Below are 12,611 nucleotides of genomic sequence, written 5' to 3'. Positions count from 1 at the left end.
GGCTTGCTCGCGAAGGCGGAGTATCAGTCCCTGGATAGGCTGACTGATCCACCGCTTTCGCGAGCAAGCCCGCTCCCACATTTTGTTAGTGGTGAGCTTGGCACATCAGAGCTTGACCGAAGAGCGGCCCGGCTTCTTGGTCTGCAACAAATGCGAAAACACCGCATGCAAATCATCCGACGCGCTTTCCTCATCGAGGTTGAGCTTGCTGTCGATGTGGTCCATGTGGTGCATCATCAAATTCACTGCCAACCCTGCATCGCGCGCTTCGATCGCGTCGATCAACTGCGTGTGCTCATCATAGGAACAGTGCGAGCGGTTGCCGCTTTCGTACTGGGCGATGATCAACGAGGTCTGGGACACCAGGCTGCGCTGGAAGCTGATCAGTGGCGCATTCTTCGCCGCTTCGGCCAGCTTGAGGTGGAATTCGCCGGAGAGGCGGATGCCGGCACCGCGATCGCCACGAGAGAAGCTGTCGCGCTCGTCGTTGACCATCTGACGCAGCTCGGCCAATTGTTCGGCCGTGGCGTGCTGCACTGCCAGCTCGGTAATCGCCCGCTCCACCAGACGCCGGGCCAGGAACACCTGGCGCGCTTCTTCGACACTGGGGCTGGCCACCACCGCACCCCGATTGGGCCGCAGCAACACCACGCCTTCATGGGCCAGGCGCGAGAGTGCACGGCGAATGATGGTGCGGCTGACGCCGAAGATTTCGCCCAGTGCCTCTTCACTCAACTTGGTTCCGGGCGCCAGGCGTTGTTCGAGGATCGCTTCGAAGATATGCGCGTAGACGATATCGTCCTGGGTTCCGCTGCGACCGGCCTTGCCGGCTCGCGGTTGTTTCTTGAGAGGTTGCAACTGTTCGTTCATGGGCACTCGGGTTTGGAGAACGGCGGCGAATTAAGGGTAATACGGCAACAGCGGGTCGCTGGCAAGTATCACCTAAAAACAGGGCACATTGTACACAACCCACAGCGCCAACACACTGTACGGCTGTTTGCGGTCACGGCTGTATTGCAATGAATCGTCACGTTTGAGTTTAGGCTTGAAACCGTGCCGTTACCGGCAAAACCCAGGTAAAAGGATCACCTTTCCATGAACGACGCCACCCAAGCGCCTTTGCGCCCGCTGGCCGACACTTCTGCGTCGGCCGTCGTCGCCGGCTTCATCGCCATGATGACCGGCTACACCAGCTCCCTGGTCCTGATGTTCCAGGCCGGCCAGGCCGCCGGCTTGACCACGGCGCAGATTTCTTCGTGGATATGGGCGATTTCCATTGGCATGGCGGTGTGCAGCATCGGCTTGTCGCTGCGCTATCGCACACCGATCACCATCGCCTGGTCCACCCCCGGCGCCGCGCTGCTGATCACCAGCCTGGGCGGCGTGAGTTATGGCGAAGCCATCGGTGCCTACATCACCTGCGCGGTGCTGGTGACGCTCTGCGGGCTGACGGGCAGCTTCGAAAAGCTCGTCAAGCGCATCCCGGCGTCACTCGCAGCGGCCCTGCTCGCCGGCATCCTGTTCAAGATCGGCAGCGAGATCTTCGTCGCCGCGCAGCACCGCACCGGCCTGGTATTGGGGATGTTTTTCACGTACCTGATCATCAAGCGCCTGTCGCCACGCTATGCGGTGCTGGCCGCGCTGGTGATCGGCAGCGTGCTTTCCGGCTTGATGGGACTCCTGGATTTCAGCGGCTTTCATCTCGAAGTGGCAACGCCGGTATGGACCACGCCGCACTTCTCGTTGGCGGCGACGATCAGTATCGGCATCCCGCTGTTCGTGGTGGCGATGACCTCGCAGAACATGCCCGGCGTCGCCGTGTTGCGCGCCGACGGCTACAACGTGCCGGCCTCGCCGCTGATCACCGCAACCGGCCTGGCCTCGCTGGTGCTGGCACCGTTCGGTTCCCATGGCATCAACCTGGCGGCGATCAGCGCGGCGATCTGCACCGGGCCGCATGCCCACGAAGACCGTAACAAGCGCTATACGGCGGCGGTTTGGTGTGGTGTGTTCTACGGGATTGCCGGGGTATTCGGCGCGACGCTGGCAGCATTGTTTGCAGCCTTGCCCAAGGAACTGGTGCTGTCGATTGCGGCCCTGGCGCTGTTTGGCTCGATCATCAACGGCTTGAGCATCGCCATGAATGAGCCGAAGGAACGCGAAGCGGCGCTGATCACCTTTATGGTCACCGCGTCGGGGCTGACGTTGTTTTCGATCGGTTCGGCGTTCTGGGGGATTGTCGCGGGGGTGTTGACGCTGCTGATCCTGAATTGGCGCAAGGCCTGATTGCTTAAACGCCAGGAACAAAAAAGCGACCCCGCAGGGTCGCTTTTTTCATGACATCAGACCGCCGGGTTGATCGGCTTTTCTGGATGCCAGGCGTCCAACAGCGCGCTTACTTCAACGCGAGTCAGCTCTGGGCGGGCCTTTAGCCACGCTTCAACGATTGCACGTTGCTCTTCGGTGACCGAACCACGAGTGGCTTTGCACACCAGACCGAAGTCATCGCCGCCGACGTAGTCCAGGCCATTGCCGTCCATCGCTTCGGTCAGGAATGCTTCGAGGAACGCGTCAACCGCTTCATCATCCAAACCTTCTTTGAAATCCAGGTTCAGTTCGAAACCCAGCTCTTGAAATTCATCAACGCACAGTTTTTTGCGCAGACGCCGGGAACGGTTAGTCGCCATTGGAACAATCCTCATAAGTAATAACGGGCGGCACTTTAGCAGTTTAAGGTGACGATTGCCCGACTCTCTGGGACAGGCGGCAAATTGCCGGTGAAAAAAACGCCGATTACCAGCTATCGTTCAGCTACAACTGGATCCACCTTGGGGCATAATGCCGACACTTTCATGACCATTGAGGGATTTTTCTTATTTACCCCTCGCCTTTTTCACCCTCCTCAGCAGTAGGGTTTTATTTCTTATGATCAAATCGTTGCGTTCAGTAGTGCTTGCCGGTTTTCTTCTGCCACTGGCCTTTTCCACCTCCGCTGCCCCGACCACCAACACCCTGCCCCCGAATGTCCAGCAGGCGCTCGCCAAGGCCAAGCTGCAAAACACCGCACTGTCCCTGGTGATGATCCCCCTGAACGGCCCGGGCACCCCCACGGTCTTCAACGCCGATGTCTCGGTGAACCCGGCCTCCACCATGAAGCTGGTCACCACCTACGCGGCCCTGGAAATGCTCGGTCCCAACCATCAATGGAAGACCGAGTTCTACACCGACGGCACCCTCAGCGGTGGCGTGCTGCACGGCAACCTGTACCTCAAGGGCGGTGGAGACCCCAAGCTGAACATGGAAAAGCTCTGGCTGCTGATGCGCGACCTGCGCGCCAATGGCGTGCAGCAAGTCACCGGCGACCTGGTGCTGGACCGCAGCTTCTTCAACCAGCCGCAATTGCCCGAATTCAATGATGATGGCAACGACGAGAACAAGCCGTTCCTGGTCAAGCCCGACGCCCTGCTGGTCAACCTCAAGGCCCTGCGCTTCGTGACCCGCAACGATTCCGGCCGGGTACTGGTGTCGGTCGAGCCGCCGATTGCCAGCATCCGCATCGACAACCAGGTCAAGGTGTCCAACGCCAAGCAGTGCACCGGCGACGTGCGCTACAACCCGGTTACCGCGGCGGATGGCAGCGTGACGGTCACCGTCAGCGGCCAACTGGCCGACGGCTGCAGCTCGCAGACCTACCTGTCGCTGCTGGACCACGCGACCTACACCGCCGGCGCGGTGCGGGCGATCTGGCAGGAACTGGGCGGCACCATCCAGGGCCGTGACATCCAGGCACCGGTGCCCAAGGATGCCAAGGTCCTCGCCCGTGCGTTTTCGCCGGACCTGGCGGAGATCATCCGCGACATCAACAAATACAGTAACAACACCATGGCCCAGCAGTTGTTCCTGAGCCTGGGCGCGCAGTTTCGCAACGACGCCGACGGCGACGATGCCAAGGCCGCGCAGCGCGTAGTGCGCCAATGGCTGGCGAAGAAAGGCATCACCGCGCCGCACCTGGTGATGGAGAACGGTTCCGGCCTGTCACGGGCCGAACGCGTCAGCGCCCGCGAGATGGCCGCCATGCTGCAAGCCGCGTGGAAAAGCCCCTATGCCGCGGAGTACATCAGCTCGCTGCCGATTGCCGGCACCGACGGCACCATGCGTAAACGCTTGAAGACCACCGCCATGCGCGGCGAAGCCCACGTCAAGACCGGCACCCTGAACACCGTGCGGGCCATCGCCGGCTTCAGCCGCGACAACAACGGCAACACCTGGGCAGTGGTGGCGATCCTCAACGATCCGAAGCCTTGGGGCGCTTCGTCGGTGCTGGATCAAGTGCTGCTGGACCTGTATCGCCAGCCGAAACTGGCGGCGCCCGCATCGGTGCTCTAGACCGCGCAATAAGCGCTTACCCGCGCTCGGCACTATCAGTCGCTGTACCCGGTGGCTGATAGACCGCTGTCGCGGGCAAGCCCGCTGCCACACGTCTCGACTCGATCCCTGCCGGCCTGCTTGGCCACATACACCGCCGAGTCGGCACGCAACAGCAGCCCATCAATACCTTCATCGACCCGCCAACTGGCCACGCCAAAACTGGCGGTGACGATGCCCACCGGCGCCATCGGCGCATTGCGCAGCGATTGCCACAGCTCCAGCGCCAGACTGTAAGCCTGCTCGCCCTGGGTGTTGGGGCACAGCACCATGAACTCCTCGCCCCCCAGGCGGCAGAACACATCGCTGCGGCGCAGGCGCTGGCTGATGCGTTTGCACAATTCCTGCAGCACCCCGTCGCCCACCGCATGCCCATGCTGATCGTTGATGCGCTTGAAGTGGTCGACATCGAGCATGATCACCGACAACGCCCCTGAAGCGCGGTTGAGCCTGACCATCTCGGCCTTGAGGCGATCCTGGAAGTAGCGTCGGTTGTGAATCCCGGTGAGGGAATCGGTGATGGACAGCGCGCGCAGTTCCTCTTCTACTCGCTTGAGATCGGAAATATCCGACACGTAGCCATGCCACAGCGTACCGCCGCTGGGTAATTCTTCTGGCGTGGCTTCGCCGCGAATCCAGCGCAGGCCGCGTTGTGGCAACAGCACCCGGTACTCTTCGCGCCAATGGCTCAACTGCAACGCCGACAAGCGAATCGAGGTACGCACGCGCTCCGCATCCAGCGGATGGATCCGCTCGAAGACCTTCGTCGCATCCTGCTGCAACACGCCAGGCTCGATCTCATAGATGTCGCGCATGCCGTCGCTGGCGTAGATGAATTTCCAATTGTCCTGCGGCTCCAGGGTGAACTGGAAGATGCCGCCGGGCACATGCGCGCTGAGCTTCTTGAGCAGCCGGTCGCGCGCAGCGAGTGCCTCATAGGCGCGCTTCTGCTCGGTCACGTCGAGGTAAATGGCCAGGTGGCCGATCCACAGGCCATGGTCATCCAGCAGCACGGTGGCCAACATGTTCACGGTCAATGGGCTGCCGTCCTCGCGCAGCAATGTCCACTCGCGGGCTTCGTGCAGGTTGTCGGGGCTTTCCACCAGCATCGCCTGGCTCGCCGGGATGCGCTTGCCCAACATCACGCTCAAACTGCTGGCGCGCGCTTCCAGTTCCGAGGCCAGGTGCAGGCTTTCGAGGGTGTGCGTGCCCATGACCTGGTCGGCCTTGAACCCCAGCATCTGCTCGGCCCCGGCGTTAAAGGTGTTGATCACACCGCGCAGGTCGGTGGCGATGATCGCAACCTGGGTGGCGGCATTCAGCACGCTGCGCAATTGACCGTGGGCCCCGCGCAGTTCCTGCTCGCGCTGGCGCAACTGCACGGTACGTTGCTCCACCAGTTTCAACGCGCGCTGGCGCTGGCTCACCAGTACATAGAGCAGGCTGCTGAGCAGCAGGCTGAGCAAGCCGCCCATGCTCAGGATCGTGGTCAGTGAAGAATGGTTGGCCTGGTCGAACACCTGGCTCGGGCGCAGGCTCAAGGCGTACACGTGATCGCCCAGGGTCAGGCGGCGCGCGCCGATGAGGTCGCTGCTGCCCACGGCATTCTCGGACTCGAAAAGCACGCGCTTTTGCACATCGGAGGTATCGACAATCTGCATCACCAGATTGTCGCGGTCCGGCTTGGGCAACCCATCGGCGACCAGCTGGCGCATGCTGATCACCGCCATCACGTAGCCGTAGGGCTCATTCTGCGACTGCCCGGAAGTCGCCGGGGTGCTGACCGGCGCCACCAGCAATACCCCGGTTGAGTAGCCCGGTTCTACACCGACCAACTGCATCGGTTGCGACACTGCCAGCTTGCCACTCGACTGCGCACGCTCAAGCGCCGAGCGCCGCAGCGGTTGGGCCAGCAGGTCAAAACCCAAGGGTGCGCCCAACAGGCTTTGAGTCTGGCTGTAGAGCACCGGTACGTATTCGTCGCGCTCGGGCGCCGGGGCCAACTCGCCGGCCGAATTCAACTCACGGATAACAAACGGGGTACCGCGCAGGCGCGACACCTCTTGTTCAAATTGCCGGCGCTGCTTGCGAAATACCCGCGGCGCCCAGGAATAGGCACGGGCGCGCAACAACAAGGGCTGGGCAAAACCGTCGAACTCATCGCGGGACACATCATCGGAATTGACGAAAAACCGCCGCAGGCTGTTCAGGCGCTGTTCCTGGTCTTCGAAGCGCTCCTGCAGACGCGTATACCGTTCGTTGACCAGCAACTGAAAGCGCTGGCGCACCTGTTGCTGATAGAGATCGGAAGCAGCCCAGGCGACGATTGCGGTCAGCGCGAACCCTGCCAATAACACCACCAACGCCACCAGCCAAGCCGATGCCTGCTCACTGATAAAGCCTAGGATTTTCGGGCGGACGGCGTTCAACGGCATAGGCAACACTCACAACGCCAGTGTGCGGGGGTGTCACTTTGGCTAGGCGTTAAGTTATAGCTACGGGACCGGTATTTGACCAGCATAAAAAAGCCGCAAGTCCCGAATATTCAAGGCTTGCGGCTTTTTGGTGCAACCATCAGCGAGCGGTGATTTTCCACGCCCGATGGATCTTCGCATTACGCGCAAAATCCGGGTCGATGGTCTTGTCGCTGATTTCCTCGACCGCGTAGCGTTCGCTGAGGTTTTCCTCGAGCTGGAACTTGCGGAAGTTGTTCGAGAAGTACAGCACGCCACCCGGTGCCAGGCGGGCCATGGCCAGGTCGAGCAACTGCACGTGGTCACGCTGCACGTCGAAGATGCCTTCCATGCGCTTGGAGTTGGAGAAGGTCGGCGGGTCGATGAAGATCAGGTCGAACTCATCGCGGCTGGCCTCCAGCCACGCCATCACATCACCCTGCTCCAGGCGGTTCTTGTCGGAGAAACCGTTGAGCGAGAAATTGCGACGAGCCCAATCCAGGTAGGTCTTGGACAGGTCGACGCTGGTGGTGCTGCGCGCGCCGCCCTTGGCGGCGTGCACACTGGCGGTGGCGGTGTAGCAGTACAGATTGAGGAAGCGCTTGCCGGCCGCTTCCTTCTGGATGCGCATGCGCATCGGGCGGTGGTCGAGGAACAGGCCGGTGTCCAGGTAGTCGGTGAGGTTGACCAGCAGCTTCACGCCGCCTTCGCTGACCTCGGTGAACTTGCCCTGGGCGCTTTGGCGCTCGTACTGCTTGGTGCCGCTCTGACGCTCGCGACGCTTGACCACCACGCGGCTCTTGTCGATGTTCAGCGCCTGGGGAATCGCGGCCAGGGCATCGAACATGCGCGCCGAGGCTTTTTCCGGGTCGATGGACTTCGGCGCGGCGTATTCCTGCACGTGCACCCAGTCGTGGTACAGGTCGATGGCCATCGAGTATTCCGGCATGTCGGCGTCGTACACCCGATAGCAATCCACGCCTTCACGCTTGGCCCACTTGCCCAGCAGCTTGAGGTTTTTCTGCAGGCGGTTGGCGAACATCTGCCCGCCTTCGCTCAGGCGCGCCTGCTCGACCACGGGGGCCGGGGCCGGCTTGATCGGGTTACCGTTCTTGTTGTACTGGCGCTCTTGCGGCTCGGCCGGGGCCTGGTCGTAGGCGGCTTGCTCACGCTCGGCCTGGCGCTGTTCCGGGGTACGGCGCTCGCCAGTGACGAACTGATCCGGATTGACTTTGATCAGCAGCAATTTGCACGGCAAGGCGCCGTTCCAGAACGAGTACTGCTTGTGGCTGCGGATGCCCATGCGCTTGCCGAGGTCCGGCGCGCCGGTGAACACTGCCGCCTCCCACCCCATGCACGCCTGGCGCAGACGCTCGCCGAGGTTCTGGTAGAGGTACAACAGGCTGGCTTCGTCACCCAGGCGCTCGCCGTATGGCGGGTTGCAGATCACCAGGCCTTTCTGGTGCTGGTCCGGACGCGGCTCGAAGGTGCCGACTTCGCCCTGGTACACCTTGATCCAGTGGCTGAGGCCGGCGCGCTCGATGTTGTTGCGCGCAGGCTGGATCAGGCGTGGATCGGCTTCATAGCCACGCACCCACAACGGCGGCTTGTTCATGCCGATGGCCGCACGTTCGGCAGCTTCGGCGTGCAGTTTTTTCCACAGCGCCGGGACGTGACCGAGCCAGGTGGTGAAACCCCACAGCTCGCGGTTCAGGTTGGGCGCCATGTCGGCGGCGATCATTGCGCCTTCCACCAGGAAGGTACCCACGCCGCACATCGGGTCCGTCAACGCGCCGCCTTCGGCAGCAATACGCGGCCAGCCTGCACGGATCAGGATCGCAGCGGCCAGGTTTTCCTTCAACGGCGCGGCGCCCTGCTGCAGGCGATAGCCGCGCTGGTGCAAGCTGTGGCCGGAGAGGTCGAGGGACAGGATGGCTTCGCCACGGTCCAGGCGCAGGTGGATGCGCAGGTCCGGGTTGATCTTGTCGATGGACGGACGCTCGCCGGTCGGGGTGCGCAGCTTGTCGACGATCGCATCCTTGACCTTGAGTGCGCCGAAGTGCGTGTTGTCGATGCCCGAGCCGTGGCCGCTGAACTCCACGGCCAGGGTGCCGTCCGGGACCATGTGGTCGGCCCATTCGATATCCAGCACGCCGTGGTAGAGGTCTTCGGCGTCCTTCATCGGGAAGCGCTTGAGCACCAGCAGCACGCGGTTAGCGAGGCGCGACCAGAGGCACAGGCGGTAGGCGGTTTCCATGTCGGCCATGCCGCGCACGGCCGAGGTGTGCTCGCGGGCTTCCTCAAGGCCAAGCCCGACGGCTTCCTCGATCAGCAGGCCTTCGAGGCCCTTGGGGCAAGTGAGGAAGAGTTCAAAACGGTCCGACATGGGCATTCCAGGCTTTTCAGCAATAAATGAACGGGCGACGCATCGCCGGTTCGGTTTTCAATCAAGCACTTTTCTTGAAGAGTGCTCGCGTGGCACGAATGTGCCGTCCCACCCCGTCTGACGGGCGCTTGAGCCTTTATCGACGGGGCAGAGAGAAGTTTCCAAACAACAAAGCAGTAACAAAACGAAATATTCCGACCCTTCGTCGAATAATAACCGACTGCAACGAGCGGGCATTCTCACTAAAGGATTAAACCTGTCCTCTTTGCAGGGTGCATCATAGCTGGCTTTGCCGAATAAATGGGGCGAAAAGCCAGCCCAGCTTATGGCTATAGCATCGTTATCGTTACGTGCTTATGACAAAACGATCATTGAATCCATGTGACCTATTGGTTAGAACTCAACACAGGTTGGCGCCGTAACGACGCCGACACATAGGCTCGCCACGCCGGCAGCGAGCCCACCAACGGCAGAAAAACTCTGCCCGGCCTCGGACGAGGCCGAAGGATATCTAGACAGTCAACAAGTGAGGGAAACACCCTATGAGAAGACTTAAGCGTGATCCGTTGGAAAGAGCATTTTTACGCGGATATCAATATGGCGTTCATGGCAAATCCCGTGAGCTTTGCCCATTTACTCTACCGTCGGTACGCCAAGCCTGGATCAACGGCTGGCGAGAAGGACGTGGCGACAACTGGGACGGTATGACTGGCACTGCGGGCATCCACAGACTCAACGAACTTCACGCCGTCGGCTAATCAAGGGCTTTTAATTCCGACATCACCACGAATACGTAACGACTTAACCACGCACGCCCTATCCAGGCGGCGGGCTTCGGCCCAGGGGGCTCCTTTTGAGGAGCCCTTTTTTATTCTCGCGAACAGGCTTTCCGCGTGTTGGGTTGCGCGGCAGGCCCGGACACCGGGCGCTGCATCTCTGGGCTTATTGGGGCTGCTGCGCAGCCCAACGCGGGGCAAGCCCGCTCGCCACAATGGCGTCCACCGACTCACGGATCAGCGCCGGGCCTTTATAGATGAAGCCCGAGTAGAGTTGCACCAGGCTTGCGCCGGCGGCGATTTTCTCGGCCGCGTGTTTGCCTTCGGTAATACCGCCTACCGCGATGATCGGCAGCCGTCCGGCCAGCTCGGCAGCCAGCACCTTGACGATGTGCGTGCTCTTGTCACGCACCGGCGCGCCCGACAAGCCACCCGCCTCATCCCCATGGGCCAGGCCTTCGACACCGACACGGCTCAAGGTGGTGTTGGTCGCGATTACCGCGTCCATGCCTGAATCAACCAGGGCCTGGGCCACCAGCACGGTTTCTTCATCGCTCATGTCCGGGGCAATCTTGATTGCCAACGGCACGCGCTTGCCATGACGCACGGCCAGGTCTTCCTGACGCTGACGCAGGGCTTCGAGCAATTGCTTGAGCGAGTCACCAAACTGCAGGCTGCGCAGGCCCGGGGTGTTGGGCGAACTGACGTTGACGGTGACATAACTGGCGTGGGCGTAGACCTTGTCCAGGCAGATCAGGTAATCATCGACCGCGCGTTCTACCGGGGTATCGAAGTTCTTGCCGATATTGATCCCCAGGATGCCCTTGTACTTCGCCGCTTGAACTCGCGACAACAGATGATCGACACCGAGGTTGTTGAAGCCCATGCGGTTGATGATTGCCTCGGCTTCCGGCAGGCGGAAAATTCGGGGCTTGGGGTTACCTGGCTGTGGCCGTGGGGTCACAGTGCCGATTTCGACAAAGCCGAAACCCAACTGCGCAAAGCCATCGATGGCGGCGCCGTTCTTGTCCAGGCCAGCAGCCAAGCCGACCGGGTTGGGGAACTCCAGGCCCATCACCGAGACCGGCATTTTCGCCGGAGTCTTGCATACCAGGCCATTGAGCCCCAGACGCCCACCGGCACCGATCAAGTCCAGCGACAGATCGTGGGAGGTTTCCGGGGAGAGTTTGAACAACAGCTGGCGGGCCAGGGTATACATGGGCGGGCTAGACTCGGATGGCGGCGAAAGGTGGCGCCGATTATAGCCGGGGTGACGGCTTACGCGCGAGGCATGCCGCCCAAACATCAATAGCGCTGCGTGACCAGGGCTTCATAACGCGTCCAGATTTTTTCCGCATAGCGCAGGCGCAATGCCTCGCGCTGCGGTCCGGGCCCGGGTCCCACGTTATAGGAACCCACGGCTGTCCAGTTGTAGCCAAAGCGCTGGATAAACTCGGCAAGAATCGAAGCCCCCACCTCGACTGACAGGCACGGCTCACTCAACAAGCGCTCCTCGGTAATCCCCTGTTTGAGCAAGCGAGGCAAATGGATGCTGTTGATCTGCATCAGCCCGATATCCCGAGTGCCATTACGGTTGGCAGGGCTGATCACGTCCGCACGGTAACCCGATTCCACGTCGGCGATAGCCTGCAGCAATTCCGGCTCGATACCATAACGACTGGCCGTTTCTTCCCAGCAATAGGCGAGGGCCCGATGGCTGCTCATCAACAGGCCGAGCAGCAAGCCCTTGATGCACAACCTAAGCATGTTTTATCCGCTCATGCCCTGACTGCACAGGGCTGACTTGACCGCACGCCGAGCACACCTGCTCCATCCCACCTGGAGCTTGCGCCTCAAGCCTGACCGGACAGGTGAAGCGGTACCCGCGACCGTAGATCGTCTTGATGAATCCCTTGTCGGCCCCCAGGTATTTGCGCAGTGAATAAATGCAGCGGGTCAGCGACTCCTCGGCCACCTCTCCCTGGGGCCATGCCAGTTCCAACAAGCGATCCTTGGTCATCAACACGCCGCCGGAAGCCAGCAGCAGGCGCAAAACGTGCCACTCCTTTGGCGGCAACTGAACATCCGCGTGCTCGCCAGTCAGACGACCATCGCCGTGCAGGGTCCATTGAGCGAAAACCAGGGGAGTCCTCGTCAATTTATTACCCACGACGGCCATACCTACCTCGGCATTCAACAGCTGACATTCAAGTCCCTATTTCGAGTAATGGCGCCTACGCCCACGGCACGACTATAAAAACCTGCCTCATGGCTAACGCTAGGAAAAAGCCCGTACATTCCGCGACTTTCGTAACCTCCACGTCAGACATTTCTCTATCCAGCCCAACCAGGCGCCCATTCCTGGTACACCTCATGCAGCTCCACCCCTAACCTGTCCTCCAATTGCACCAATTCGCCCAAGGCCAGTAACTGGCCGTTAACCCGTACTTCCACGCAGTGAATGATCTCGGGCGCCAAGGGCAACACCTTCCCTGGGGCGAACGCTGCCAGGCGCCTGCGGCTGATCAGTTGTTCCTGCAGTAGGATTTCCAGATGCATGGGGTAACGCCT

11 protein-coding genes are annotated in these 12,611 nt (G+C 61.2%); 3 read left to right on the top strand and 8 right to left on the bottom strand.

The genetic code is table 11. The features are described 5' to 3' along the window. Positions 1-105: 105 nt before the first annotated feature. Complete coding sequence (locus QMX97_RS20540) at positions 106-870, bottom strand: GntR family transcriptional regulator (RefSeq protein WP_017477154.1); 765 nt, start codon at positions 868-870, stop codon at positions 106-108. A gap of 225 nt (positions 871-1,095) precedes the next feature. Here QMX97_RS20540 and QMX97_RS20535 point away from each other — a divergent pair, with 225 nt between their 5' ends. After that, the gene (locus QMX97_RS20535) at positions 1,096-2,286 is read left to right on the top strand and encodes a benzoate/H(+) symporter BenE family transporter (protein WP_106802952.1); all 1,191 of its coding nucleotides are present in this window, start codon (positions 1,096-1,098) and stop codon (positions 2,284-2,286) included. A 56-nt stretch (positions 2,287-2,342) separates the two neighbouring features. On the opposite strand, the gene QMX97_RS20530 is transcribed toward QMX97_RS20535, so the two are convergent. After that, on the bottom strand, positions 2,343-2,687 hold the full coding sequence (locus QMX97_RS20530) for a YggL family protein (RefSeq protein ID WP_065909546.1): 345 nt from the start codon (positions 2,685-2,687) through the stop codon (positions 2,343-2,345). 238 nt (positions 2,688-2,925) lie between these two features. Between QMX97_RS20530 and dacB the strand changes: the two genes are divergently transcribed. Beyond that, positions 2,926-4,386, top strand: coding sequence for a D-alanyl-D-alanine carboxypeptidase/D-alanyl-D-alanine-endopeptidase (dacB, locus tag QMX97_RS20525; RefSeq protein ID WP_282397492.1), 1,461 nt, complete (start codon positions 2,926-2,928; stop codon positions 4,384-4,386). 35 nt (positions 4,387-4,421) lie between these two features. Here dacB and QMX97_RS20520 read toward each other — a convergent pair whose 3' ends face one another. Beyond that, positions 4,422-6,860, bottom strand: a complete 2,439-nt coding sequence (locus QMX97_RS20520; protein WP_282397491.1) for a diguanylate cyclase — start codon at positions 6,858-6,860, stop codon at positions 4,422-4,424. A gap of 139 nt (positions 6,861-6,999) precedes the next feature. Continuing rightward, positions 7,000-9,264, bottom strand: coding sequence for a bifunctional 23S rRNA (guanine(2069)-N(7))-methyltransferase RlmK/23S rRNA (guanine(2445)-N(2))-methyltransferase RlmL (gene rlmKL / locus QMX97_RS20515; RefSeq protein ID WP_282397490.1), 2,265 nt, complete (start codon positions 9,262-9,264; stop codon positions 7,000-7,002). Between the two features lie 542 nt (positions 9,265-9,806). Between rlmKL and QMX97_RS20510 the strand changes: the two genes are divergently transcribed. Next, positions 9,807-10,022: a ribosome modulation factor gene (locus tag QMX97_RS20510; RefSeq protein WP_002553055.1), complete on the top strand. Its 216-nt coding sequence runs from the start codon at positions 9,807-9,809 to the stop codon at positions 10,020-10,022. A gap of 184 nt (positions 10,023-10,206) precedes the next feature. On the opposite strand, the gene QMX97_RS20505 is transcribed toward QMX97_RS20510, so the two are convergent. The 4 genes from QMX97_RS20505 to QMX97_RS20490 form a co-directional block, all read right to left on the bottom strand. Continuing rightward, entirely contained in the window at positions 10,207-11,259 is a 1,053-nt protein-coding gene (locus QMX97_RS20505; protein WP_282397489.1) for a quinone-dependent dihydroorotate dehydrogenase, read from the bottom strand. Between the two features lie 86 nt (positions 11,260-11,345). Then, a complete protein-coding gene (locus QMX97_RS20500) occupies positions 11,346-11,807 on the bottom strand; it encodes a transglycosylase SLT domain-containing protein (RefSeq protein ID WP_065909539.1) in 462 nt (153 codons plus the stop codon). Next, positions 11,800-12,219 carry a winged helix-turn-helix domain-containing protein gene (locus QMX97_RS20495; RefSeq protein WP_282397488.1) on the bottom strand — a complete coding sequence of 140 codons (420 nt, stop codon included), beginning with the start codon at positions 12,217-12,219 and terminating at the stop codon, positions 11,800-11,802. The genes QMX97_RS20500 and QMX97_RS20495 overlap by 8 nt, the downstream gene beginning before the upstream one ends. Before the next feature lie 155 nt (positions 12,220-12,374). Further along, the gene (locus QMX97_RS20490; RefSeq protein ID WP_106802946.1) at positions 12,375-12,599 is read right to left on the bottom strand and encodes a FliM/FliN family flagellar motor switch protein; all 225 of its coding nucleotides are present in this window, start codon (positions 12,597-12,599) and stop codon (positions 12,375-12,377) included. Positions 12,600-12,611 lie beyond the last annotated feature (12 nt).

The organism is Pseudomonas sp. PS01298 (assembly GCF_029959745.1).
Classification (GTDB): domain Bacteria; phylum Pseudomonadota; class Gammaproteobacteria; order Pseudomonadales; family Pseudomonadaceae; genus Aquipseudomonas; species Aquipseudomonas aylmerensis.
This window is presented reverse-complemented; position numbering and strand designations above follow the sequence as displayed.